General features: G+C 61.9%; 21 protein-coding genes. 6 read left to right on the top strand and 15 right to left on the bottom strand.

Annotated elements, in window-relative coordinates:
• Positions 1-47: 47 nt before the first annotated feature.
• The 8 genes from selB to fdnG form a co-directional block, all read right to left on the bottom strand.
• Positions 48-1,889, bottom strand: a complete 1,842-nt coding sequence (gene selB, locus HWW83_RS17630; protein ID WP_176589458.1) for a selenocysteine-specific translation elongation factor — start codon at positions 1,887-1,889, stop codon at positions 48-50.
• Entirely contained in the window at positions 1,886-3,280 is a 1,395-nt protein-coding gene (selA, locus tag HWW83_RS17635) for an L-seryl-tRNA(Sec) selenium transferase (protein WP_047025980.1), read from the bottom strand. Before selA ends, selB begins: the two co-directional genes overlap by 4 nt.
• 69 nt (positions 3,281-3,349) lie before the next feature.
• Entirely contained in the window at positions 3,350-3,955 is a 606-nt protein-coding gene (locus HWW83_RS17640; protein ID WP_069100544.1) for a glutathione S-transferase, read from the bottom strand.
• 40 nt (positions 3,956-3,995) lie between these two features.
• Positions 3,996-4,646, bottom strand: a complete 651-nt coding sequence (locus HWW83_RS17645) for a DcrB/PsbP domain-containing protein (protein WP_033645112.1) — start codon at positions 4,644-4,646, stop codon at positions 3,996-3,998.
• Between the two features lie 114 nt (positions 4,647-4,760).
• The gene (fdhE, locus tag HWW83_RS17650; protein WP_033645113.1) at positions 4,761-5,690 is read right to left on the bottom strand and encodes a formate dehydrogenase accessory protein FdhE; all 930 of its coding nucleotides are present in this window, start codon (positions 5,688-5,690) and stop codon (positions 4,761-4,763) included.
• Positions 5,690-6,325 (bottom strand): formate dehydrogenase cytochrome b556 subunit, encoded by a 636-nt coding sequence (fdoI, locus tag HWW83_RS17655; RefSeq protein WP_004934017.1) that lies wholly within the window; start codon positions 6,323-6,325, stop codon positions 5,690-5,692. The genes fdhE and fdoI overlap by 1 nt, the downstream gene beginning before the upstream one ends.
• The gene (fdxH, locus tag HWW83_RS17660) at positions 6,322-7,224 is read right to left on the bottom strand and encodes a formate dehydrogenase subunit beta (RefSeq protein WP_004934014.1); all 903 of its coding nucleotides are present in this window, start codon (positions 7,222-7,224) and stop codon (positions 6,322-6,324) included. Before fdxH ends, fdoI begins: the two co-directional genes overlap by 4 nt.
• Positions 7,225-7,236: 12 nt before the next feature.
• Positions 7,237-10,284, bottom strand: a complete 3,048-nt coding sequence (gene fdnG, locus HWW83_RS17665) for a formate dehydrogenase-N subunit alpha (RefSeq protein WP_103101707.1) — start codon at positions 10,282-10,284, stop codon at positions 7,237-7,239.
• 427 nt (positions 10,285-10,711) lie between these two features.
• On the opposite strand from fdnG, the gene sodA reads away from it, so the two are divergent.
• Both sodA and HWW83_RS17675 read left to right on the top strand, forming a co-directional pair.
• Positions 10,712-11,332 carry a superoxide dismutase [Mn] gene (gene sodA / locus HWW83_RS17670; protein ID WP_004934003.1) on the top strand — a complete coding sequence of 207 codons (621 nt, stop codon included), beginning with the start codon at positions 10,712-10,714 and terminating at the stop codon, positions 11,330-11,332.
• Positions 11,333-11,457: 125 nt separating this feature from the next.
• Positions 11,458-13,386, top strand: coding sequence for a methyl-accepting chemotaxis protein (locus tag HWW83_RS17675; protein ID WP_047025983.1), 1,929 nt, complete (start codon positions 11,458-11,460; stop codon positions 13,384-13,386).
• A 32-nt stretch (positions 13,387-13,418) separates the two neighbouring features.
• Here HWW83_RS17675 and HWW83_RS17680 read toward each other — a convergent pair whose 3' ends face one another.
• Positions 13,419-14,033 (bottom strand): histidine phosphatase family protein, encoded by a 615-nt coding sequence (locus HWW83_RS17680; protein WP_031299772.1) that lies wholly within the window; start codon positions 14,031-14,033, stop codon positions 13,419-13,421.
• A gap of 131 nt (positions 14,034-14,164) precedes the next feature.
• Here HWW83_RS17680 and yiiM point away from each other — a divergent pair, with 131 nt between their 5' ends.
• Entirely contained in the window at positions 14,165-14,836 is a 672-nt protein-coding gene (gene yiiM / locus HWW83_RS17685) for a 6-hydroxyaminopurine reductase (protein ID WP_033645117.1), read from the top strand.
• 102 nt (positions 14,837-14,938) lie between these two features.
• Positions 14,939-15,718, top strand: coding sequence for a class I SAM-dependent methyltransferase (locus HWW83_RS17690; protein WP_033652303.1), 780 nt, complete (start codon positions 14,939-14,941; stop codon positions 15,716-15,718).
• Positions 15,719-15,729: 11 nt separating this feature from the next.
• Here HWW83_RS17690 and HWW83_RS17695 read toward each other — a convergent pair whose 3' ends face one another.
• Together HWW83_RS17695 and HWW83_RS17700 are read right to left on the bottom strand one after the other, a co-directional pair.
• Positions 15,730-16,092, bottom strand: a complete 363-nt coding sequence (locus tag HWW83_RS17695; RefSeq protein ID WP_021504152.1) for a YibL family ribosome-associated protein — start codon at positions 16,090-16,092, stop codon at positions 15,730-15,732.
• A gap of 73 nt (positions 16,093-16,165) precedes the next feature.
• On the bottom strand, positions 16,166-17,632 hold the full coding sequence (locus HWW83_RS17700) for an aminotransferase-like domain-containing protein (RefSeq protein ID WP_033652304.1): 1,467 nt from the start codon (positions 17,630-17,632) through the stop codon (positions 16,166-16,168).
• Between the two features lie 148 nt (positions 17,633-17,780).
• On the opposite strand from HWW83_RS17700, the gene HWW83_RS17705 reads away from it, so the two are divergent.
• A complete protein-coding gene (locus HWW83_RS17705; protein WP_176589459.1) occupies positions 17,781-18,389 on the top strand; it encodes a LysE family translocator in 609 nt (202 codons plus the stop codon).
• Here the strand turns inward: HWW83_RS17705 and HWW83_RS17710 are convergent.
• The 4 genes from HWW83_RS17710 to HWW83_RS17725 all read right to left on the bottom strand — a co-directional run bounded on the left by HWW83_RS17710 (position 18,386) and on the right by HWW83_RS17725 (position 23,417).
• A complete protein-coding gene (locus HWW83_RS17710) occupies positions 18,386-18,937 on the bottom strand; it encodes an MltR family transcriptional regulator (protein WP_016929575.1) in 552 nt (183 codons plus the stop codon). The two genes, HWW83_RS17705 and HWW83_RS17710, sit on opposite strands and share 4 nt — an antisense overlap.
• Positions 18,938-19,031: 94 nt before the next feature.
• On the bottom strand, positions 19,032-20,177 hold the full coding sequence (locus HWW83_RS17715) for a mannitol-1-phosphate 5-dehydrogenase (protein ID WP_164057667.1): 1,146 nt from the start codon (positions 20,175-20,177) through the stop codon (positions 19,032-19,034).
• A 58-nt stretch (positions 20,178-20,235) separates the two neighbouring features.
• A complete protein-coding gene (locus HWW83_RS17720; RefSeq protein ID WP_042783401.1) occupies positions 20,236-22,155 on the bottom strand; it encodes a PTS mannitol transporter subunit IICBA in 1,920 nt (639 codons plus the stop codon).
• A gap of 542 nt (positions 22,156-22,697) precedes the next feature.
• On the bottom strand, positions 22,698-23,417 hold the full coding sequence (locus tag HWW83_RS17725) for a DUF3053 domain-containing protein (protein WP_025304780.1): 720 nt from the start codon (positions 23,415-23,417) through the stop codon (positions 22,698-22,700).
• Between the two features lie 125 nt (positions 23,418-23,542).
• On the opposite strand from HWW83_RS17725, the gene HWW83_RS17730 reads away from it, so the two are divergent.
• Entirely contained in the window at positions 23,543-24,232 is a 690-nt protein-coding gene (locus HWW83_RS17730) for a Fic family protein (protein ID WP_232095318.1), read from the top strand.
• Positions 24,233-24,256: the final 24 nt, after the last annotated feature.

Genomic DNA, 24,256 nt, shown 5'->3' on the forward strand with positions numbered 1-24,256 from the left:
GTGATTAAAGCTGATTATACCGCCATCAGAGAACAAAAAACACGCAATCAGTTACCGAACAGCCCGCCGTCGCGCAGCAGATGCTCGTTGCCCTTGCGGCGGGTAAAGCCGCTGCGATCGAAGAACTCCAGCACCTGGATCGCCAGCTTGCGCCCGACGCCGAGCCGATCGCGGAAATCGGCGGCGTTGGCGCCCCCGCGCTCCGCATCCAGCTCGCGGATCAGCGCCGCGAACTGATCGATGCGTCGGCTGAGGTAGTAGCGATCCACCACCACCGCCGTCACATGGCCCAGTTGAGCCGCCTTGCGCAGCAGCGCGCGCACCCGGCTCTCCTCTTCGCCCAGCTCGCTCGCCAGATCGCGCACCCACCACGGCTCGTCGCCGAACAGCGGCTCGATGCGCGCCCACAGCGGCGCCTCGTCGGCGCTGAACGCCAGGCCGTGTTCCGGCAGGTGCAGCCAGCCGCGCGTATTGTGCAGCGCGCCGGCCTTCAGCAGCCGATCGATCATCATAAACACCAGCGTTTCCGGCTGCTGAGGCAGGGCCATGCGCCGCAGGCGGGCGCGCCCTAAGCCCAGCTGATCGGCGTGCTGTTGGTGATACTCCGCCAGCACCTGCAGCAGGCGGCTTTCCGCCTGTTGCACCTGATCCTGCGCCAGCGCCCGGTCACCGACGATCAGCAGATCGCGGTTCGCCAGCAGTGCCGCCAGGCCGTCGTCGGTCAACTGACGCGCCCAGGCAAACGCCGCCAGCGACAGCGCGCCGTGCGGCAGCTCAAGCGCCAGCGCCTGCGCATCGTCCTGCGCCTGCGCCAGGGCCTGCAGCCAGGCCAAATAGTCCGGCTGGCGCTTGCCGCGCTTGGGCGCATTCAGCCTGAGTACCCGGGCCGCGCCCAGCGTTTGCCGCGCGCCGATATCGCGCAGCACCAGCCGATCGTTCTCCGCCAGCCACAGCGGACGATCGAGGATCAGTTCCGCCAGTCCGTCGTTCAGCAGCGAAATGCGTCCGGTGATGTGGCTGGCGGCATGGTGCAGATGCAGCGGCTGCCAATGGCGGATCGGCCGATCCGTCTCAAGCGCCACCAGAATGCGTTCCGCCGCCTCCGGCGGGCGCTGCGCCAGCAGCCAATCGCCGCGCGCGATCCGGTCTTTATCGACATCGCCGCTGATGTTAAGCGCGATGCGTTGCCCGGCCTGCGCCTGTTCCACGGTCTGATTCTGGGCATGCAGGCCGCGCACCCGCACCGGCGCGTCGGCGCCGGTCAGCCACAGCGTATCCCCCACCTTCACCCGGCCGCCGAGCGCGGTGCCGGTCACCACCAGCCCCGCCCCTTTGACGCTGAACGCACGGTCTACCGCCAGACGAAAACGGCGCGTCAGCGCATGCTCGCCGGGCGACAGCGCCAGCAAATGCGCGCGCAGCGCCTCGATACCCTCGCCCGCCGCCGCCGCGGTGACAAACAGCGGCGCATCGGGCCAGCCCTGGCGCGCCAGCTCGTCGCGCACCTGAACGCGCACCTCATCGATACGCGCCGCCTCCACCCGGTCGGCCTTGGTCAGCGCCACCGTCAGCGCCGCCCGCCCGCTCAGGCGCAGGATCGCCAGATGCTCGCGGGTCTGCGCCATCACACCATCGTCGCAGGCCACCACCAGCAGCGCATGGTCAATGCCGCCGACGCCCGCCAGCATATTGGCGAGGAATTTTTCGTGGCCGGGCACGTCGATAAAGCCCAGCACCCGGCCGTCCGGCTGCGGCCAGTAGGCGTAGCCCAGATCGATGGTCATGCCGCGGCGCTTTTCTTCCGGCAGGCGATCCGCGTTGATCCCGGAGATCGCCTGCAGCAGAGTGGTTTTGCCATGATCGACATGGCCGGCGGTGGCGATGATCATGATGCGCTCAACGCGTCGATCAGCGCCCCTTCCTGTTCCAGACAGCGCAGATCCAGCCACAGCCGGCCGTCGCCAAGGCGGCCGATCACCGGCTGCGGCAGGCGGCGCCAGCGTTCAGCCAGCGCTTCCAGCGTAGCGCCACGGCCGTCGCGCGGCGTGAAGGTCAGCGCATAGCTGGGCAGACGATCCACCGGCAGCGAACCGCTGCCAATCTGCGACCAGCACGGTTCGGCGCGCAGCGCGAAATCGGCGGTGAACCGTGGCGTCAGCGCCGTCAGCAGCCGCTCGGCCGTCTGTTGCATCTCCTGCTGCGGGCGGGTCAGCAGCCGCAGCGTCGGCAGTTGCTCAGCCAGTTTTTCCGGCTGCAAATAAAGCCGCAGCGTGGCCTCCAGGGCCGCCAGCGTCAGCTTGCCGACGCGCAGCGCGCGCTTGAGCGGGTGCTGCTGCAGGCGCGCGATCAGCGCCTTTTTGCCGACGATGATGCCGGCTTGCGGGCCGCCCAGCAGCTTATCGCCGGAGAACGTCACCAGATCGACGCCGGCGGCCAGCAACCGCTGCGGCATCGGTTCGGCGGGCAGGCCGTACTGCGCCATATCGATCAGCGAGCCGCTGCCCAGATCGGTGGCGGTCGGCACGCCCTGTTCGGCCCCGAGCTGCGCCAGTTCGGCCTCGTCGACCGCCGCGGTAAAGCCCTGAATGCTGTAGTTGCTGGTGTGCACTTTCATCAACAGGCCGGTCTGCTCGTTGATGGCCTGGCGGTAATCCTTCAGATGGGTGCGGTTGGTGGTGCCGACCTCAACCAATTGACAGCCGGCCTGGCGCATCACGTCGGGAATGCGGAACGCGCCGCCGATCTCCACCAGCTCGCCGCGCGACACCACCACCTCTTTGCCGGGGGCGATCGCCGCCAGCATCAGCAGCACCGCCGCCGCGTTGTTATTGACGATGCAGGCGTCTTCCGCGCCGGTCAGCCGGCACAGCAGACTCGCCACCGCCCGATCGCGATGGCCGCGCCCGGCGCCGTCCAGATCGTACTCCAGCGTCACCGCCTCCCCCATCACCGCGCTCACCGCATCCTGCACCGGCTGCGCCAGCAGGGCGCGCCCGAGGTTGGTGTGCAGCACAGTGCCGCTGAGGTTGAACACCGGCAATAACGCCGGGCGCTGCTGCCGAGCCAGCTCCGCCCGCAGCGCCTGCGGCCAGTCGCCGCACCAGGCCGGTAAACGTTGCTGCTGTTTTATCGCGTCGCGCGCCTCGGCCTGCAGCCGGCGCAGCAGTTCGCCGATCAGCGTCTGGCCATGCTGCGCCACCAGCGGTTCAATCGCGGGTTCACGCAGCAGGCGGTCGATGGCGGGCAGTTGGCTGTAAAGAAGGTGGGATTCAGTGCTCATGGTCGCTCGGTTTTCAGTTTAGACGTATCGGCATAGCAAAACCCCGCCGCGGCGGGGAGAAAAGAACGTTCAGGGCGGCGCCGTGCGGGCGAAACTTTCGCGGGCGAACAGGCGTTCGGCCAGCTTGACCAGCGCCGGACGTTGGACGCACCAGTTGGGCAGGATGCGGCGGAAATTCAGGTAGCCCAGCGCGCAGCCGGTGGCGATATCCGCCAGCGTCAGCCGCTCGGCATTGAGCCACGTTTTTTCCTGCGCCAGCGCCTCCAGCGCATCCAGGCCGTGCGTCAGCTTGTCACGCTGGCGCAGCATCCAGTTTTCGTCCTGCTTTTCCGGCGCGCGCCGGCTTTCGCGGTACAGCGTCGCCGCCGCTTCGGTCACGCCGTCCGCCAGCGCCGCCACCTGGCGGACGCGCAGCGCTGCGGCGCGATCGGCCGGCAAAAACGCCGGCTCCACCGTCAGCAGTTCGAGGTATTCGGCCACGATCGGCGAGTCGTAAAACACCTCGCCGTCATCGGCGATCAGCACCGGCACTTTGCCGAGCGGGTTCTGCTCCTTCACCCGGCTGCCGGGCTCATACGGCGGATCGTTGACGAATTCAAACGCGATCCCCTTCTCCAGCAGCATCACGGAAATCTTGCGCACAAAGGGGCTGGTGTAACTGCCGATAAGCTTCATCCGGTCTCCTCCGCTTCGTCCTGGCCGCGGCGCAATGCCCTTACTTCACCGCCAGAGTATCGATAATCCGCTGCACCAGCGCCTGATGCACTTCCGGCGTTTTGGCCGGCGACAGCATTTGCAGCGTTACCACCCGTTTGTTGAACACCGTCAACACCAGGGTGGACACCACCTTTTGGCCGTTGACGGTCTGCTCGGTATCCACCCGGCGAAACTTCTGTTTGCCGACGGTGAAGTTCTCTTCTTTGGTGGTCTGGATATTCTGATAGCGCTCGGCCAGCACCGTGATGGCGCTCTGCGTCAGCTCTTTCAGCATTTTGTCGCTGGTATTGATCTTCATGCCGTCCGGCGGGATCACTTCGGACGAAACCGCGCTCTGGCGCGACTTGCCGTCAAGAAAGCGCTGGATGGTGGAGGTGCTGTCATTGACGATGCCGCTGTTCAGCGTTTGATCGCTAAAGCCCGGCGGCAACTCGAAGGTGATCTTGCCCTTCTGCAGCGACACGTTCAGCCCCGGCGGCGCGGGTGGGGCCTCTACCGGCGCAGGCGGCGGCGGTGGCGCGGGCTGCGTCACGGTCGGCTTGGTGTCCGGTGGCGGCACCGCCGGTTTGGTGTCGTCCTTGTTGTCGCAGGCCGCCAGTCCGATCGCCAGCACGGCGACCGCGGTCAGTTTTGCCAGGGTGTTTAACATCGTGGTTCCTTTCGCTTGGCGCGTCATGGCCTAAACGTAGCAACTCGCCCGGGCGAATGCCAGAAGCCCGTTCTGAAATTGCTTGTCCGGCCCCGCGCGAACGGGGCCGGGCGGTTACTCCGCCGGGAACAGGAACGGATTGATGCTGCTGCGGCCGAAGCCTTCCTCTTCCATGCGGGCGTCCAGCACCAGCGAAGCCAGATCGTCGGCCACCGCTTCGACCTGCGGGTCTTTTTCCTGATAGAGGATCTTCAGGTAAGTGCCGCAGTCGCCGCAGCTTTCCGCCTTCACCGCCGCCTGCTCGCTGTCCAGCGACCAGTAGTTGAGATCGCGGGTCTGCTCGCAGTTGCTGCACTTCACCCGCACCACGTGCCATTCGCTTTCGCACAGGTTGCAGTGCAGGTAGCGCAGGCCGTTGACGGTGCCGATATGCACCATGCTGGAAACCGGGATGCTGCCGCACACCGGGCAGAACTGGCGCTGCTCGCCGTATTCGGCGCGCGCCTTGCCGGGGATCAGGCTGGCCATCTGCGCCCAATAGAGCGACAGTGCGGCCCAGAGGAACGGCGCCTTCTCGCTGCCCACCTTGCCGAACTCGCGGTTGAGCAAGGCGTCGGCCATCAGCTCCAGCTCGTGCGCCGAGGCCTTCTCCAGGTTGTCCAGCACCACCAGAATGTGCTCCGGCGCCTGCGGACGCAGCTCGGCGATCAGCGACGTCAGCAGCTTGCGCCAGTGCTCGCTGCGCGGGAACACGCTCAGATCGAGCGGCGGTTTGCCGCTGGCGGCGCCCTGCACCAACGCTTCACTCAGATCGAGCTGCAGCGGGTTATCGTGCAACGCATGCTGCTGCGCCTGCGCCAGCTCGGCGGCAAAGTTCAGGTAGTCACCCAGCGGGTTGTCGACCGCCAGCTGACGCAGACGATCGGCGCGGCGGCTGTACAGGCTTTTCAGGTTGGCGAAAAGTAACGGCGGGATATTCTCCGCCGTTGTGGACTTCTCACGCTGTGCCCCTAACTGCTCTTTAGGAACGATGCGGATACTCATCAGGGTTTATCTTCCTGTCGTTTCTCGCGGACCTCACGGTACCAGCGCGGATGATGTTTCTTGGCCCAGGCCGCCGGCACCCAGCCTTCCACCATCGCGGTAATGGTGCCTTTTACCCACAATGCGGCGTAAATGTGCACCATAATCACGATGATAAGGCCGACCGCGGCCAGCGAATGCACCAGCAGCGCGATGCGGATCAGCGGGATGGAGAACGACGGCGCAAAATACGGCCGCCAGATCACCACGCCGCTGGCCAGCAGCAGCACCAGGCTGATAATCGCCGCCCAGAACACGCACTTCTGGCCGAAATTATAGCGCCCGGTGTCACCCACTTCCTCGTTCATGGCGATTTTGTGGATATTCTTGGCCCAGACGATATCTTCCCGGTTGATCAGGTTATGCTTCCAGTAGCGCAGGAACATCAGCAGGAACGCGGCGAACATGATGACCCCGACAAACGGGTGCAGAATGCGCGCCAGCTGCGGCGTCCCGAAGATGTTCATCAGCCAGTTGAAGGAGGGGAAGAAGAACCCCAGCCCGCTGATGGCGGCGAACACGAAGCAGAACGCCACTATCCAGTGGTTGATGCGCTCCGGCGCGCTGTAACGCTGAATGGGCTTTTCCTTTCTCATTTGCGCGTCTCCTCGTCATGCGACTCGTCGTGCTCGTCCTCATCCTCGACGCGGTTAGGCCCGACGCCGACATAGTGGAACACGCTGGCCGCGAAGGTGGCGGCAAAGCCGATGGCCGCCAGGGGTTTCCACACGCCCTTCCAGAAGGTCACCGCCGGGCTGATGCTCGGGTTGTCCGGCAAACCGTGGTACAGCTGCGGTTTGTCGGCGTGGTGCAACACGTACATCACGTGCGTGCCGCCCACCCCTGCCGGATCGTACAGACCGGCGTTCTGGTAGCCGCGGGTGTTCAGCTCGCTGACGCGATCCGCCGCCACCTGTTTCATCGCTTCCTTGGTGCCGAAGTGAATCGCGCCGGTCGGGCAGGTTTTCACGCAGGCCGGTTCCTGGCCGACGTCCACGCGGTCGACGCACAGGGTGCACTTGTACACCCGGTTGTCGTCCTTGTTCATGCGCGGCACGTCGAACGGGCAGCCGGCGATGCAGTAGCCGCAGCCGATGCAGTGCTCGGACTGGAAGTCGACGATGCCGTTGGCGTACTGAATGATCGCGCCTTCCGACGGGCAGGCCTTCAGGCAGCCCGGATCGGCGCAGTGCATACAGCCATCCTTGCGGATCAGCCATTCCAGCTTGCCGTTTTCCTCCACCTCGGAGAAGCGCATCACCGTCCACGACTTGGCGGTCAGATCGGCGGGGTTATCGTACACCCCGACGTTGTGCCCCACTTCGTCGCGGATGTCGTTCCATTCGGAACAGGCCACCTGACAGGCCTTGCAGCCGATACAGGTGGTGACATCGATCAGTTTGGCCACTTCTTCCTGGTGGTCACGGGCGCGCGGCGCCGGCGTGAAGCCATTGGTGGCGGATTTACGAATGATGTCTTGAGATTGCATGGCCATAATTCGTCTCCGTTACACCTTTTCCACGTTGACCAGGAACGCCTTGAACTCCGGCGTTTGCGTATTGGCGTCGCCGACGAACGGCGTCAGCGTGTTGGCGATAAAGCCTTTCTTCGCCACTCCTTCGTAACCCCAGTGAATCGGGATGCCGATGGTGTCGACTTCCTGGCCGTGCACCTGCAGCGTACGAATTCGCTTGGTCACCACCGCCTTGGCCTTGATGTAGCCGCGGTTGGAACTGACCTTCACGGTATCGCCCTGCTTGATGCCCTTCTTCTCCGCCAGCTTTTCGCCGATCTCCACGAACTGTTCCGGCTGGGCGATGGCGTTCAGCCGCGCGTGCTTGGTCCAGTAGTGGAAGTGCTCGGTCAGACGATAGGTGGTGCCGACGTACGGGAACTTGTCGGATTTGCCCATCGCCGCCAGATCGTCCTTGAACACGCGCGCCGCCGGGTTGGACACCACGTTCGGGTGCAGCGGGTTGGTGCCGAGCGGCGTTTCGAACGGCTCGTAGTGTTCAGGGAACGGCCCTTCCGCCATTTTGTCGGTGGCGAACAGGCGGCCCATGCCTTCCGGCTGCATGATGAACGGCCCGACGTCGCTGCCCGGCGCGGCGGTGCTGTAGTCCGGGATATCGGCCCCGACCCACTTGGCGCCGTCCCACTCCAGCAGCTGGCGTTTCGGATCCCACGGTTTACCCTGCGGATCCGCCGAGGCGCGGTTGTACAGAATGCGACGGTTGAGCGGCCATGCCCAGGCCCAGCCCAGCGTGTTGCCGAGGCCGGACGGATCGGCGTTGTCGCGCCGCGCCATCTGGTTGCCGGCCGGCGTCCAGCTGCCGGCGAAGATCCAGCAACCGCTGGCGGTGGTGCCGTCGTCGCGCAGCTGCGCGAACGAGCTGAGCAGCTCGCCTTTTTTCACCACCACTTTGCCGTCGGCATCCAGCAGATCCGCCAGCGCCTTGCCGTTGTTCTCCTGCGCCACCTCTTCCGGGGCCGGGTTGTCCGGCGTCAGGTAGTCCCAGCGCATGTTCAGCACCTGTTCCGGCACCGCGCCGCCGTCGCGCGCATACATCTCGCGCAGGCGGCTGAAGATGCCCGCCAGGATCTCGCCGTCGTTCAGCGCTTCACCCGGGGCGTCCGCGCCTTTCCAGTGCCACTGCAGCCAGCGGCCGGAGTTGACGATCGAGCCGTTCTCTTCGGCGAAGCAGGTGGACGGCAGGCGGAACACTTCGGTCTGGATCTGCGAGGAATCCACCTCGTTGAACTCGCCGTGGTTCTGCCAGAAGTTGGAGGTCTCGGTGTTCAACGGATCGATGGTCACCAGGAACTTCAGCTTGGACAGCGAAGCCACCACCTTGTTTTTGTTCGGGAACGACGCCACCGGGTTAAAGCCTTGGCAGAAGTAGCCGTTGACCTTGCCCTGCGACATCATCTCGAAGTACTGCAGCACGTCGTAGCCTTTGTCCCACTTAGGCAGCCAGTCAAAGCCCCAGCTGTTGTCCTTCTGCGCCTTGTCGCCGTAGAAGGTCTTCATCATGCTGACGAAGAATTTCGGGTAGTTGCCCCAGTAGTTCACCTGGCCCGGCAGCAGCGCCTTCGGCGTGTTGGCCTTCAGGTAGGTCTCGAGATCGGTCTGTTTCTCCGACGGCAGCGTCAGGTAGCCCGGCAGGCTCTGCGACAGCAGGCCGAGATCGGTCAGCCCCTGGATGTTGGAGTGGCCGCGCAGCGCGTTGACGCCGCCGCCCGCCATGCCCATGTTGCCGAGCAGCAGCTGGATCATCGCCATGGTGCGAATGTTCTGCGCGCCGACCGAGTGCTGAGTCCAGCCCAGGGCGTACAGGAACGAAGCGGTCTTATCCGCGACGCAGGTTTCGGCGATGTATTCGCACACCTTGAGGAAATCGTCCTTCGGCGTGCCGCAGATGTTGGTCACCACGTCAGGCGTGTAGCGGCTCACGTGCTGCTTCAGCAGGTTCCACACGCAGCGCGGATCCTGCAACGTGACGTCGCGCTTGGCGAAGCCGTTCTCGTCGAACTGGTAGTTCCAGGTGGTTTTGTCGTACTTGCGGTTTTCCGCGTCGTAGCCGCTGAACAAGCCGTCTTCGAAGGCAAAGTCTTCCCGCACCAGCAGGCTGGCGTTGGTGTAGGCCTCGACGTACTCGCGGTTAAACTTGTTGTTGGTCATCAGATACAGCAACACGCCCGACAGGAAAGCAATGTCGGTCCCGGAGCGGATCGGCGTGTAGAAGTCCGCCACCGATGCGGTTCGGGTAAAGCGCGGATCGATCACGATCAGCTTGGCATTGTTGTGTATTTTGGCTTCCATCGCCCAGCGGAACCCCACCGGATGCGCTTCCGCCGCATTACCGCCCATGACGATAATCAAATTCGCGTTCTTAATATCAACCCAGTGGTTGGTCATCGCACCGCGACCAAATGTTGGAGCAAGACTTGCTACCGTTGGTCCGTGTCAGACACGCGCCTGGTTGTCTACGGCAAGCATGCCGAGAGCGCGACTAAATTTTTGCGACAGAAAACCGGTTTCGTTGCTGGCGGCCGAGGCGCACAGCATGCCGGTGGTCAGCCAACGGTTGACGGTAACGCCCTGGTCGTTGGTTTTGATGAAGTTGGCGTCACGGTCTTCTTTCACCAGCTTGGCGATGCGGGTAAAGGCGTCGTCCCAGCTGATGCGCTGCCATTTGTCCGACCCCGGCGCCCGGTATTCCGGGTACTTGAGGCGGCTTTCGCTGTGGATAAAGTCAACCAGGCCGGCGCCTTTCGGGCAAAGCGCGCCACGGTTTACCGGGTGATCCGGATCCCCTTCGATATGGAAAATGCTTTCTTTGGCGTTTTTGGCGCCATCACCAAGGCTGTACATCAACAGCCCACAGCCGACGGAACAATACGTACAGGTATTACGGGTCTCGCGGGCGCGCAGCAGTTTGTACTGCCGGGTTTCCGCCAACGCCACTTCGGGGGCAAAGCCCAGCGCGGCTACCGTCGTTCCTGCCATACCGCCAGCGCAGATCTTAAAGAACTGCCTTCTGCTGACCTGCATGGGGGTCTCCTTTACTCTCGATTGTCACATTGTTCAAATGGCGCTCCTCGCCAAAACGGCGGAGCGCTAATGTCACTGTTGTTATGCTGATACGCGACGCGGCGATATTACCACAGCGTGCTTGTGGTTGTTACACACTCGTGCTCATTCAGTGAACGCATTGGCACATTTCGATACATTTCGGCGTCGCAGCAGGCTCGGCGCTCTCTACAGTATAGAGAGTAACCAACGCATCGGCGCCAAGGCATGAAGAGGCGCTCAAGGCCTCTTTTCTATCAGTATGTTAACGCAGCGATTTGTTCATTAACCACACAGTCAGCAGGGCATTGATAATCATTTTCAATATCATTTAATTAACTATAATGATCCGACTGCTTACGCGGTGCTCGCCCTTTGCGCCGCCCATACACCACTGGAGATGATGATTATGAGTTATTCACTGCCATCCCTGCCGTACGCTTACGACGCACTGGAACCGCATTTCGACAAGCAGACGATGGAAATCCATCACACCAAACACCATCAGACCTACGTCAACAACGCCAACACCGTGCTGGAAGCCTACCCTGAGCTGGCCAAATACAGCGTTGAAGAGCTGATCCAGGATCTGGATAAAGTGCCTGCCGACAAACGCACTTTCATGCGCAACAACGCCGGCGGCCACGCCAACCACAGCTTCTTCTGGAAAAACCTGAAAACCGGCACCACGCTGGGCGGCGATCTGAAAGCGGCCATCGAGCGCGATTTCGGCAGCGTTGAGAAATTCCAGGAAGAGTTCGAGAAAGCCGCAGCCACCCGCTTCGGTTCCGGTTGGGCCTGGCTGGTGCTGAAAGACGGCAAACTGGCCGTGGTGTCTACCGCTAACCAGGACAGCCCGCTGATGGGCGAAGCCGTCGCCGGCGCTTCCGGTTTCCCAATCATCGGTCTGGACGTGTGGGAACACGCTTACTACCTGAAATATCAGAACAAACGCCCTGACTACATCAAGGCGTTCTGGAACGTGGTCAACTGGGACGAAGCGGCCGCACGCTTCGCCGCGAAGAAGTAATTCGCCCCCGTTGATGAAGATGCCCGCCGCCGGCGGGTATTTTTTTGCCTGAAATCCGCTAAAGTTTGACCACTTCTTGCCGATGGTTTGTTCAATTGACGTTCGCCCGGAGAAGGAAAAACGCTATGGCGGCATTGCAAGCATTGGCAGGAAAGTTCACCCATCTCACCGTAGGTAAAAAGCTCGGCCTCGGCTTCGCGCTGTTGCTGCTGTTGGCGGTCGTCATCGCTGGCACCGGGGCACAATACCTGCACATCATCGAATCCCGCGCCGATCGCATCGACTTCAGCAACCGGCTGAACGAGGAGATCAACCAGGCCAAATACAACCGCGCCATGTACGGCCAGACCTACCAGCCGGAGTATCTGCAGAACAACCGCGCCAATATCGATAACGCCGTCAAACTGATAGATCAGGGCCAGGCGTTGGACTGGGACGCCCAAAGCCGCAAGGATCTGCAGCGTCTGGTGACGCTGATTGGGGAATATCAGCAACAGCAAAAAATCTTTGAGCAGGCGGTCTCGGCGAAAGACGCGGTGCGCCAGAGCTGGAACATGTCGGAAGTGCAGGCCAGCCTGAGCCAGGTGGAGCGCCAGCTCACCAACGGCGATCTGCAGTTGGCCTTCATCCAGCTGAACCAGAAGCTGACCCAGGTGCGCTACGGCGCGCGCGGTCTGCTGCTGAGCCTGAACAAGGAAACCGAAGCGCCGCTGATGGCGGCCATCGACGACGCGCGCGACGCGGCCAACGCCTTGAGCCGCCGGGTCAGCGACGCGCAGCGCCCGCAGCTGCAACCGCTGCTGGCCGCCCTGGACGATTACAAAAACCGCATCGCTGCCTACCTGCCGGCCTATGAGCACGAGCAGCAGATCAGCCGACAGCTCGGTGAACGCGCGCATGAGATCGGCACGCTGGTGAACGCCTTTATGCAGGACGAACTGGCGCAGACGCGCAGCAACATCAACCTGGCGCAGCTGCAGATGGGCATCACTACCCTGATCGCGATTATCGCCGGAGTGCTTATCGCCTGGCGCATCACGCTGCAGATCACCCGTCCGCTGCAAAGTACGCTGGCGATGGCGGAACGCATCGCCGGCGGCGATCTGCGCCAGGCGCAGACCAGCACCCGCCGCGATGAGTTGGGGCAGTTACTGAACGCGGTGGCGGCGATGAGCCAAAATCTGCGCACCATGATTGAGAAGATCCAGATGGGGGTCAGCCAGGTCTCCACCGCCTCCGCGGAAATCGCCGCCGGCAACACCGATCTCTCTTCCCGCACCGAGCAGCAGGCGGCGGCGGTCGAGGAAACCGCCGCCAGCATGGAACAGCTGACCGCCACGGTGAAACAAAACGCCGACAACGCCCATCACGCCAATCAGCTGGCCACCGACGCCTCGCAGACCGCGCAACAGGGCGGCAAGCTGGTGGAGAACGTGGTCAGCACCATGCGCGATATTTCCAGCAGTTCACAGCGTATCGCAGAAATTACCACCCTGATCAACGGTATTGCCTTCCAGACCAACATCCTGGCGCTCAACGCCGCGGTGGAAGCGGCGCGCGCCGGCGAACAGGGACGCGGCTTCTCGGTGGTCGCCAGCGAAGTGCGCAGCCTGGCGAGCCGCAGCGCCCAGGCGGCGAAGGAGATCGAAGGGCTGATCGCCGAATCGGTCAGCCGGGTGAAAACCGGCACCGAACTGGTGGAAAGCACCGGCAATACCATGGAGCAGATCGTCCGCTCGGTTACCCACGTGCGCGACATCATGGCCGAGATCGCCGCCGCCTCCGATGAACAGACGCGCGGCATCGCCCAGATTGGCCAGGCGATCGTCGAAATGGACCATACCACTCAGCAGAACGCCGCGCTGGTGGAAGAGTCCGCCGCCGCCGCCGATTCACTGGAAGAGCAGGCCGACATGCTGTTGCAGAGCGTTTCGGTGTTCCGTTTGGCGGAGCAGACCGAACCCGCCGCCGTGAAAGCCGCCGCGCCGAAAGCGCCGGCCGTAAAACCCGCGGCCGCCAACGCCGCAGCGGAAGAGAACTGGACCACCTTCTGACGCCCTCAGGCGAGGAATATCCGTTCCTCGCCCTATCTTTGTGGCAACAGGTGGGTCGCGACTCCCCAATTCAACAAGTTAAAACCAGAGGCGGTCGCATCAAGCATTGCGTAGCCGCAATTGCGATGACCGTATCTGCGGAGGTCCTCCTGCGGGTCGGCCCCTTTAAGCCACCAAATCAGTGCCTGCAGAGCATGGCCGTGCGTAACAACACCAAGCGTTTGATTTTGTCCATCGACAGCCAGATCGGACAGACAAGCCATCAGGCGCCAGGCAACCTCATAAGCATTCTCCCCTCCCGGAGCCGACGCCTCTGCCTTACCGGCAAAGAGGCACTGCGTCGCTTCTGGATAATCGCGCATGGCCTGCGCATAAGATAATCCTTCCAGTCGGCCAAAATCTTGCTCCTGCAAACGCTCATCCATTTGCACAGTGCAGCCACATCTCTCAGCCAACGTCTCCGCTGTCGTAAAAGCCCGACCAGCCGGTGAACTGATCAACAAAGTGACCGATAACATTTGCAAGCGAGCGCCAAGCCCAGCGATTTGACGTCGCCCCTCTTCTGTCAGCGGACTGTCACTTCGCCCCTGAATAATCCCCGAGCGGTTCCATTCTGACTCCGCATGCCTCAATACAATGAAACGCATGGTTTTTTCTCGACGATAAAAGCCTAAATATAGACAGGAAAAACACATCCTTCCGTACAGGTAAATGCCGGGTAGTGTACGAGAACAACTCAGGCTATGCTGAGCCCTCGACGCGAGACACGGAGGCGCACATGCATCACCCAGACGTTTACATCGGCAGCATTCAACCCTATGAAGGCGGGCGCCCCAGCGCCATCGCCAAACGCCAGGTGGATGGCGCCATCCGGCTCACGCCGCTCGGCCTGGAAGGCGACGAACAGGCCGAAAAAAGCTACCACGGCGGGCCGGACCGCGCGCTGTGCCACTACCCGCGCGAGCATTATGCCCACTGGCGCGAGCAGTTTCCGGCGCAGGCCGAGCAATTTTGCGCCCCGGCCTTCGGCGAGAATATCTCCACCGAAGGGCTGACCGAACACAATGTGTTTATGGGCGACATCTTCCGCTGGGGCGAGGCGCTTATCCAGGTCACCCAGCCGCGCTCGCCGTGCTTCAAGCTCAATTATCACTTCGCCATCGAGGACATTTCGGTGCTGATGCAGCAAAGCGGCCGCTGCGGCTGGCTGTATCGGGTGGTGTCGCCGGGCGCGGTCAGCGGCGATCGTCCGCTGGCGTTGGCGGCGCGCAACAGCGATGTGTCGGTGGCCGAAGCCATCGCCATCGCCTGGCACATGCCGTTCGATGCGGAACAGTATCGCCGCCTGTTGGCGGTGGCCGGCCTCTCCGCCAGCTGGAGCAAGACCATGCTCACGCGGCTCGCCGAAGGGCGCCTTGAGGATTTCAACCGCCGCCTGCTCGGCCATTGAAAGCGCGGGCGGAAAAATGAAAAACGTGCGCCGAATGCCGCGTTAACCCTTTTCTTCCGCCTATACTGTAGCCGCACGTTTTTTCAGCCAGGAGCCAGGTATATGACCACCCCGACCCATTCGATTCATCACGCCGCCGCCGAGGGCTATCAGGCCAATGCCGATCGCTATGTGAAAGGCCGGCCGGATTACCCGCCGGAAATCGCCGCCTGGCTGCGTGACGTCATCGGCCTGCACGCCGGCATGACGGTCATCGATCTCGGCGCCGGCACCGGCAAGTTCACCCCGCGCCTGCTGGAAACCGGCGCGCAGGTGATCGCCGTCGAACCGGTGCCGCAAATGCTGGAAAAACTGTCGGCGGCGCTGCCGCAGGTGAAAACGCTGGCGGGCACCGCCGACGCGATCCCGCTACCGGACGAGTCGGTGGATGCCGTGGTGTGCGCCCAGTCCTTCCACTGGTTCGCCACGCCGCAGGCGCTGGCGGAAATCCAGCGCATTCTCAAGCCCGGCGGCAAACTCGGCCTGGTGTGGAACATGCGCGATGCGCGCGTCGGTTGGGTGCGTAAACTGAATCAGATCGTCGATAGCCACGAAGGCGATGCGCCGCGTTTCTATACCGGCGAATGGCGCAAACTCTTCCCGTTCAAAGGCTTTGAACCGCTGCAGGAGCAGGTGTTTATGCTCGGCCACCGCGGCGCGGTGGAGGACGTGATCTACAACCGCGTGCGTTCAACCAGCTTTATCGCCGCGCTGCCGCAGCCGCAACAGGAGCAGGTTATCGATCGGTTGCGCCAACTGGTGGCGGAAGAAGAGGAACTGCGGGGCAAGGACACGGTCACCGTGCCCTATCAGACCAAGGCGTATTTCACCACCAAGGTCTGACGCCCGGGGATTCAGAACGCTTTCTTGGCGTAGCCGGTGACCGCTTTCAGGCCCATCTCGCGGCCCAGCGCGGTCATCGGGTGCACGACGATCAGCCCGCGCGCGCTTTTCTTCAGCGCGCCCATATCGGCCTGCTCTTTCTTGGTGATCTCGCGGCTGAACGGCAGCTGGCTCAGCTTCTGCGCTTCGGCGCTCAGCTTCTCGCCGCGCACGTTTTTCAGGCGCTCGATCTCCGTCGCCAGCTTCTCTTTCTCTTTGGTGTGCTGCGCGATCAACTCAGGGTTGCCCTGTTGGATCACGGTGGCATCTTTGTGGTTCAAGGCGTCCAGCAGGTCGCTCAGGCGCTTGATCTCTGCCTTTTCTTTCTCTTTCATGGTCTCTGGCCCGTTGTGCCCAAAATGGCACGCTAATCAATGATACCGGCATTGTAGCAAAAGGCGCGCGCCGTTACCCGTCCTGCGCAATGCCGGGCGGCAGGCCGCTCATCTCGCAGGCCCTGGCGCCGAGCCGAGCCAGCGCCTGGGTGTAGCGCGCGTTGAACGGGTAGCAGCAGGAGAGCCGCAGCGCGTTGCGGTAGCGCCCGCTCGGGGAATACAGGGTGCCCGGCGTCAAACAGATCTGCTCCTCCAGCAGCTGATGGAACAGCGCCACGCTGTCCACGCCGGGAGGGAATTCGACCCAGAACACGAAGCCGCCCGCCGGCTGCGTGGCCAGCGTGCCGCGCGGGAAATGCCGGGCGATCAGCGCCCTCGCCTCGTCGACCTGCGCCGCATAGCGCTTGCGCAGGTTGCGCAAATGGTGATCGTAGCCGCCGCTCTCCAGGAAGGTCGCCAGCGTTTCCGACAGCAGCTGCGACTCGGACATCGACGACACCGCCTTCAGCTTGCGCAACGCCTCGTGAAAACGGCCGCCGCAGATCCAGCCGACGCGAAAATCCGGCGCCAGCGTTTTGGTGAAGCTGGAGCAAAACAGCACCCAGCCGTCGCGATCGAACGCCTTCACCGCCGGCGACAGCGCGCCGCCGAACTGGATCTCGGCGTACAGCCCATCTTCAATCAACGGCACCTGATGATCGTTCATCAGCCGCGCCAGCCGCTTTTTCGCGGCCAGCGGCATGGTGCAACCCAGCGGGTTTTGCACCGTCGGCATGGCGATCACCGCATTCAGCCGCTTCTCGTTCAGCAGCAGCTCCAGCGCGTCCAGCGACAGCCCCAGCTGGGGATCGGTAGGGATTTCCAGCGCTTTCAGCCCCAGGCTGGCCAGCAGCGGCAGCAGATAAAAGTAGGTCGGCGACTCCAGCCCGACGCAGTCGCCCGGTTTGGTGGTGACGCGCAGCGCCAGCTGCAGCGCCTCCATGCAGCCGTGGGTCAACACCACGTCGCCCGGCTCCAACAGCATGCCGAGCGTCATTGAGCGGCGGGCGATCTGCTGACGCAGCCGCAGGCTGCCGGGCGGCAACGGATATTGTCCGATCAGACCCGGCTGGCGGCGCAGTTGGGAAGACAGCATGCGCCCCAGTTTGCCGCCGGGATAGAAATCGCTGGTCTGCGGGCAGGCCAGCGCAATGTTGGTGAAGGCCGGGTTCTGCTGGGCGGCGAACACCGTATCGATCAACGCCAGCACGTCGTCCGCCGGCGGCTCGATGCGGCCGCTGGGCGCCGAGGCCATCTTCAGCGCCGGCAGCGTGCTGCGGACATAAAACCCCGACTGCGGCCGCGCTTCGATCAGCCCGCGATCCTCCAGCGTGCGGTAAGCCGACACCACGGTATTGATGCTGACGCGATGGGTTTGCGCACAGCGCCGCACCGAAGGCAAGCGGTCGCCGGGCTGTAGCGTGCCGCGGCGAATGGCTTCGGCCAGCGTATCCGCCAGCTGCAGGTAACGGGTATCCGGGGTTTCATCGAGCAAGGTCACAGTTTCTCTCCAGGCAATGGGTACAGTTTACATTTCATACAACTGTAACCATGACAATATCCGATTTGTGATTCTGTCACCATCCCATCGCAGCGATTATGCTGATCCTCTCGTTATTACCGTCATTTTCACGTTCAAGGAACCTGCCATGCTGGACTCCGCCTTTGTCAGCTACGTCACCGTCATGTCGATCACTCCCGGCCCCAACAACCTGCTGCTGGCCTCGTCGGGCGTTAACTTCGGCCTGCGCCGCACCCTGCCGATGCTGTTCGGCATCTGCGTCGGTTGTGCGGTACAGCTGGCGATCATTATCCCGCTGCTGGCGCTGGCGCTGAGCTGGGCCGGCGTCATCCGCCTGCCGCTGGCGGTGATCGGCTGCGCCTATCTACTGTGGCTGTCATGGAAGCTGTTTCAGGCGGCCTCGCCGGACGCCAAAGAACAGGCGCAGCCGATGAGCCTGCTCAGCGGCGCGCTGTTTCAGGCGGTCAACCCCAAGGCCTGGCTGATGGTGATCAACGTGGCGATCCTGTTCACCCCGCGCGAAGGCGCCACTTTCGTCCATACGCTGTCTATCGTCGCCGGTTTCGCGCTGCTGAACTTGCCGTGCGTGCTGCTGTGGGCGGTGTTGGGCGACCGGTTGCGCAACGCGCTGCGGGTCACCTGGAAACTGCGCGCCTTCAACGGCGTGATGTCCGGGCTGATGGCCGCCACCGCGCTGTGGTTGCTGTTCGACGAATGGCGCGCGGCCTTCGCTTAGCCGCGGCCGAGAGGAGAGAGTCGGGAAGGTTGTTTGGCGCCGATGCCGGCGATCAGGTCGGTAATGGACAGCACCATGGTGGAGCGCACCATCTGCTGATAGCGCTGGCGCTGCATGGCGATCAGCGCTTCATCCGCCTCGCCCGGCTGCAGGAAGGTCGGCACCGGCGGCAGCGCGGCCACGCAGTGCAGCTCGCCGAACGGCCCGAGGATTTCGTCGTCGACGAAGCGGTATTCCGAACCGTCGTGGTTCAGCTCTTCGCGCATCGCCATCAGCAGTTCGGCGTCTTCATATTCGTGGCGGGAGATCACCCCCAGCCCGTACATCAGCTTCAGGCGTACCGACAGCTCCCCCAGCGGGCCGCTGCCGGACAATAGCGGTTCGACGGCATATTTCACCGCATAGTCGTCCTTGCGGAATACCTGCACCACCAGCACGTTGAGCGCTTCCGCCAGCAGCTCTACCGCCGCGATCAGGAAGCTGCGCACCGTTTTGCCCGCGTTCAGCTTTTCCAGAACCTGGTTTTCAAATGCCTGTGCTTCTTCCATCGTCGCTTTTCGAAAGGCGTGGGGAGGGCCGTCGATGCCGAACTCGGGTTCCAGGAGCGCAGCAAGCTGCGCTCGGGTGTTCATCATCACGATTCTACTTGTGCATGGCGTTATACACAGCAACGGCCTCTTCTACAACCTCGCTTTCCGCCGGCAGGCCGGAAATTTGCGCCAGCGCGGCTTTCGGCCCGAGCGTGTTCAGCAGTTCCGCCAGTTCCTGCGCCTGCGGATCCTGTTCGCTGCGGTAGCTCATGGCGGCGGCGATGCCCTGGATCAGGTTGGCATGCGGCAGGCCGTATTCCAGCGTGCCCAGCAGCGGTTTGATCAGGCGATCGCCGGCGCTCAGTTTACGCAGCGGCTGGCGCCCTACGCGCTCGACGTCGTCGTGCAGATACGGATTTTCAAAGCGGCCGAGGATTTTGTTGATGTAGGCGGCATGCTTGTCGGCGTCGAAGCCGTAACGCTTGATCAGCACCGCGCCGCTCTCTTCCATCGCCCCTTTCACCACGCGGCGGATCGCCGGGTCGAGAATGGCGTCGCGAATGGTTTGCAGCCCGGCCCGTTGGCCGAGGTAGGCGGTGATGGCGTGGCCGGTGTTGAGGGTGAACAGCTTGCGCTCGACGAACGCCATCAGGTTGTCGGTCAGTTCCATGCCGGCGATCGCCGGTGGCTGGCCTTTAAACTGCGTCTGATCGACGATCCATTCGCTGAAGGTTTCCACCGTCACTTCCAGCGGATCGCTGCTGTCCGCCGGCGGCACGATGCGGTCGACCGCCGAATCGACGAAGCCGACGTGCTGTTCAACCCATGCCTGCTCGTCCTGCGGCAGCGCGGCGAACACGTGCTGCTTCAGCTGGCTGGTGCCGCGCACCATGTTCTCGCAGGCGATGATGTTCAGCGGCTGCACATTGCCCTGCTGATGGCGCAGCACCAGCCCTTTGGCGATCGTGCCGGCGATTTTGGCGAGAATTTGCGGGCCAACGGCGGTGGTCACCAGATCCGCCTCGGCGATCAGCGCCACCGCCGCCTCGCTGCCGCTGTTGACGGCGCTGACGTTGTTGACGCGCTCCACGCGCTCTTGCTCGCCCACCACGTGCACCGAGTAGCTTTTTCGGCTGTTCAGCAGATCCAGCACCGTTTGATTGACGTCGGCGAAGGTCACCTCAACCCCCGCGTCCGCCAGCAGCTTGCCGATAAAACCACGGCCGATATTCCCTGCGCCAAAATGTAATGCTTTCATAACTCTACCTTCTTAATGTCGAAGGGTGCAGCAAGCTGCACCCTTTAAAATGATTCCGTTATCCGGCTTTTTTGCCGCCGAGCAGGTCCAGCACTTCCTGAACGCTGGTGGTATTCGCCAGCCGCTCGATCACGCTCTCGTCATCCAGCGCGTTGGTCAGGCTGGTGATCACCTGAATATGCTCGTTGTTGCGCGCGGCGATGCCGATCACCAGACGGGCCACTTCATCCTCTTCATCGCCGAAGCGCACGCCCTGTGGGTACTGACAGAACACCACGCCGGTGCGCAGCACCCGGTCCTTGGCCTCGATGGTGCCGTGCGGCACGGCGATCGATTCGCCCAGGTAGGTGGAGGTGAGCTTTTCGCGCTCCAGCATCGCCGGCACGTATTCCGCCTCGACGTAGCCGCCCTTCACCAGCTGCTCGCCGGCGAAGCGGATCGCCTGCTCTTTGTCGCTGGCCTGCAGGTTGAGGAACACGTTGCTCTCGCTCAGCTTGAACAGGTTCGGTTCCCCGGCTTCAAAGCTGTCGTCCAGCGCGCCCAGCACCTTCTGCTGGTTGTCGGTGGTTTTGTTGACCGCCACCAAACGCTCGACCAGATCGCTGTACAGCTTGCTGTCGAGGAAGTTGGTCAGCGAGATGTGCTGGGCCTGCGGCGCGTGGCGCATCGCGCGCTCGGTCAGATCGCGGTGGGTGATCACCAGATCCACGTCGTCCGGCAGGCTGTTGATGGCGCTGTTGGTCACCGAGATGTTCTTCAGCCCGGCGTCGGCCACTTTCTTGCGCAGCACCCCGGCGCCCATGGCGCTGGACCCCATGCCCGCATCGCAGGCGACGATGATTTTGCGCACGGTGCTCAGATCGCCGTCGACCGATGCCGGCGCCGCCGCGCCGCCTTTGGACTGCGATTTCATCTCTTGCATGCGACGGGTCGCGGCTTCCAGATCGTCATCCTCTTTCACCTTGGAGGTTTTCAGCAGGAAAGCGGATACCACGAAGGAGACGGCGAAGGCTGCGCATACCGCCGCAATGTTGGCGAAGTAAGCGCCTTTCGGCGTCATCGCCAGCACCGCCAAAATCGAACCCGGGGAAGCCGGAGAAACCAGGCCGCCGTTCAGCATCGTCAGGGTAAAGACGCCGGTCATGCCGCCCAGGATCACCGCCAGCAGCAAGCGTGGGTTCATCAGCACGTAGGGGAAGTAGATTTCGTGGATGCCGCCCAGGAAGTGAATGATCGCCGCACCGCCGGCGGATTGCTTGGCGCTGCCGCGGCCAAAGAACATGTAGGCCATCAGCACGCCCATGCCCGGACCTGGGTTGGCTTCTATCAGGAAGAACACCGATTTGCCGGCTTCCGTGGCCTGCTGAATACCCAGCGGCGAGAAGATGCCGTGGTTGATGGCGTTGTTCAGAAACAGGATTTTCGCCGGTTCAACGAAGATGGAGGCCAGTGGCAGCAGGTTGTTCGTCACCATCACGTGCACGCCCGCGGCCAACAGTTTGGAGAGCACCTCCACCAGCGGCCCGATGCCCAGGAAGGCCAGGATCGCCAGCAGCATGCCGATGATGCCGGCGGAGAAGTTGTTCACCAGCATTTCAAAGCCGCTTTTGATCTTGCCGTCCACCCAGCGATCGAAATGCTTGATGGCCCAACCGCCCAGCGGGCCGGCGATCATCGCGCCGAGGAACATCGGCATGTCGGCGCCGACGATGACGCCCATGGTGGTGATGGCGCCGACCACGCCGCCGCGATCGCCGCCCACCAGCCGCCCGCCGGTGTAGCCGATCAGCAGCGGCAGCAGGTAGGTGATCATCGGGCCGACCAGCTTGGCTAAGGTTTCATTCGGCAGCCAGCCGGTTGGAATGAATAGCGCGGTGATAATCCCCCAGGCGATAAAGGCGCCGATGTTGGGCATCACCATGTTGCTGAGGAAGCGGCCAAAGTTTTGCACTTTAACCTTGATGTCTGGTGAAAACATAAAACACACCCCTATTGTTACGCGCTGACAATAGAGCGCGTGATTATTGTTGTGACGATCCAGCCGTGTTGCCGCTGTATGCGAAACGGACTCTATCACGCTGTTTTTGTCACGCGAACTTCACGGATTTTTTGTGATACAAATCACACACAACACCCCAACAAACCCTCATTTATAGTGATTTAGATCACACTTATGACGTGTAAAAAAAGCACAGTGAGAAAAAAACCGCCTCAAAACCCACAATAAAGTGACATTGGTCACATTTTTGACTTGGCTGTTTGTTTTTAAATTGTGATGAAAATCACAATTTATTTTAGCTGCAGCGCCCGATCGCAACGCTCTGTTTGATCTTCCCTGTGAGCACTCATCCCGCCGGGAACTAGCGAAGTGATGAATGAAAGAAAACTACATTGCCTAATGAATGGATTAATTGAAGTGTAGTACAGAAGCCTGCGCAATAAGCCAGCAAGCGATTGGAAACGCTGAGGGGAAATAAAACAGGCCGGCAATGCCGGCCTGTTTCGCGCCTGGACGCGTTATTATTGCGTCACGCTTTGAATGGTTTTCTGCGCATTCATCAGGTTCTGCTGCTTAGCCACCAGATTCGACATCATGGTGTTGTATTGCGCCACCTGCTGCGCAGTGCGGAACTGCACGCCGTTGTTGTTGAAGCTGACCTGATTGCCCTGGCTCTGCAGGAAGTCGCCGACCTGCACCAGATCCTGCACAAAGCTGGCGGTAGTCGGGATCGCCGGCATCAAGGCGTTGGCCGGGGCGGTGACGATCTTGTCATAGGCCTGGTTGTACACCGCCTTCAGATCGTCAGGCTGCTTCAGCGCCGCGTGGGCAGTATCCGCCTGCGATTTGGCCGACTGGATCTGCTGGCCCAACAGGTTCAACGCCCCGACCGATTGCTGCAGCGCGTCGCGTTTGTTCAGGTAGTCCTGCGCGGTGCGGATCTGGTTAATCTGATCCAGCGCCGGGGTCAGGCTGGCGCCGACCGACTTGGACAACTGCTGCGAAAAGCCGACCAATATCGCGTAATCACCGGCATAGTTGCCAAACTTCTGTTTCTGGTCTTCGCTCAGCGTGGGGATGTTTGCCCCGCTGCGCATCACGGTATTCTGTAAGTAATCGATAAATGCTTTGCGCTGTTCCGGCTCTTTATCGCCGCAGGCGGTCAATTGCATGACCACCAACAATGCCAATACCGGTGCCAACCAACGCGCGAAACCTCTGCTCTGGATCCCTACCGCCATGTGACATAACTCCTGTTATAAACCTGCTTTTTCATTGGACTCCGCCCCTTTTTCCGCACTCCGTGCGCCTATAAGAATAGATCAACTGGCGGCGTTCCGATACGCGATTCCGCTTGCGGTGAACATTGGCTCGGCCGGAGGCGGTTGAAAACGGCGTACTGCCTGATGCTGGCCGCTATCGTCAAAGCGGCGTCGGCGTGATGAACGGCAATGTTGTGATCCATATGGCTCCACCGGCGGAACGCGTACCGTTGCTAATCCGTCAATTGCTCATCTGGCTGCAACAAACCGACCTGCCACCGCTGATCGGCAGCTGTGTATTTCACTATGAATTCGAATTTATCCATCCCTTTGCCGATGGAAACGGCCGTATGGGACGGTTGTGGCAAACGCTGATTTTGTCACGCTGGGATCCGTTGTTCGCCAACGTGCCGGTTGAGAGCCTGGTACATGATAACCAGCCCGGATATTACCAGGCGCTGAATGCCAGCAACCAAAAGACCGATTGCTCACCCTTCGTTGAATTCATGCTGGAAATGATTCTAAAAGCGCTTGAGCTGAGCATTACCCCCCAAGTCACCCCCCAAGTCACCCCCCAAGTCGCTGACTTGCTAGCGGCGCTGCAAGGGGAGATGTCGCGAGAAACGCTTCAGAATGTTCTACAGTTGCAAGATCGAAAATCTTTCCGCGAGCGCTATCTACAGCCGGCCTTGAATGCGGGTTGGATTGAAATGACGCTACCGGATAAACCCAAGAGCCGTTTACAACGCTATCGCTTGACCGCTGCCGGTATCAGACTGTTACGCCAACCATAAAAAAGGCGCCCGCAGGCGCCTTTT

The sequence above is a fragment of the Serratia ureilytica genome, assembly GCF_013375155.1.
In the GTDB taxonomy this organism is placed as follows: Bacteria; Pseudomonadota; Gammaproteobacteria; order Enterobacterales; family Enterobacteriaceae; genus Serratia; species Serratia ureilytica.

What these genes read in the sequence shown, in the direction of transcription:
- HWW83_RS17645 (WP_033645112.1), bottom strand. Translation starts at nt 4,646, where the DNA reads ATGTTAAACACCCTGGCAAAACTGACCGCGGTCGCCGTGCTGGCGATC.
- HWW83_RS17715 (WP_164057667.1), bottom strand. Translation starts at nt 20,177, where the DNA reads ATGAAAGCATTACATTTTGGCGCAGGGAATATCGGCCGTGGTTTTATC.
- HWW83_RS17705 (WP_176589459.1), top strand. Translation starts at nt 17,781, where the DNA reads ATGCTGGACTCCGCCTTTGTCAGCTACGTCACCGTCATGTCGATCACT.
- HWW83_RS17720 (WP_042783401.1), bottom strand. Translation starts at nt 22,155, where the DNA reads ATGTTTTCACCAGACATCAAGGTTAAAGTGCAAAACTTTGGCCGCTTC.
- fdhE (WP_033645113.1), bottom strand. Translation starts at nt 5,690, where the DNA reads ATGAGTATCCGCATCGTTCCTAAAGAGCAGTTAGGGGCACAGCGTGAG.
- HWW83_RS17675 (WP_047025983.1), top strand. Translation starts at nt 11,458, where the DNA reads ATGGCGGCATTGCAAGCATTGGCAGGAAAGTTCACCCATCTCACCGTA.
- sodA (WP_004934003.1), top strand. Translation starts at nt 10,712, where the DNA reads ATGAGTTATTCACTGCCATCCCTGCCGTACGCTTACGACGCACTGGAA.
- HWW83_RS17680 (WP_031299772.1), bottom strand. Translation starts at nt 14,033, where the DNA reads ATGCGTTTCATTGTATTGAGGCATGCGGAGTCAGAATGGAACCGCTCG.
- selB (WP_176589458.1), bottom strand. Translation starts at nt 1,889, where the DNA reads ATGATCATCGCCACCGCCGGCCATGTCGATCATGGCAAAACCACTCTG.
- HWW83_RS17725 (WP_025304780.1), bottom strand. Translation starts at nt 23,417, where the DNA reads ATGGCGGTAGGGATCCAGAGCAGAGGTTTCGCGCGTTGGTTGGCACCG.
- HWW83_RS17640 (WP_069100544.1), bottom strand. Translation starts at nt 3,955, where the DNA reads ATGAAGCTTATCGGCAGTTACACCAGCCCCTTTGTGCGCAAGATTTCC.
- fdxH (WP_004934014.1), bottom strand. Translation starts at nt 7,224, where the DNA reads ATGGCCATGCAATCTCAAGACATCATTCGTAAATCCGCCACCAATGGC.
- HWW83_RS17690 (WP_033652303.1), top strand. Translation starts at nt 14,939, where the DNA reads ATGACCACCCCGACCCATTCGATTCATCACGCCGCCGCCGAGGGCTAT.
- fdoI (WP_004934017.1), bottom strand. Translation starts at nt 6,325, where the DNA reads ATGAGAAAGGAAAAGCCCATTCAGCGTTACAGCGCGCCGGAGCGCATC.
- HWW83_RS17695 (WP_021504152.1), bottom strand. Translation starts at nt 16,092, where the DNA reads ATGAAAGAGAAAGAAAAGGCAGAGATCAAGCGCCTGAGCGACCTGCTG.
- selA (WP_047025980.1), bottom strand. Translation starts at nt 3,280, where the DNA reads ATGAGCACTGAATCCCACCTTCTTTACAGCCAACTGCCCGCCATCGAC.
- yiiM (WP_033645117.1), top strand. Translation starts at nt 14,165, where the DNA reads ATGCATCACCCAGACGTTTACATCGGCAGCATTCAACCCTATGAAGGC.
- HWW83_RS17710 (WP_016929575.1), bottom strand. Translation starts at nt 18,937, where the DNA reads ATGGAAGAAGCACAGGCATTTGAAAACCAGGTTCTGGAAAAGCTGAAC.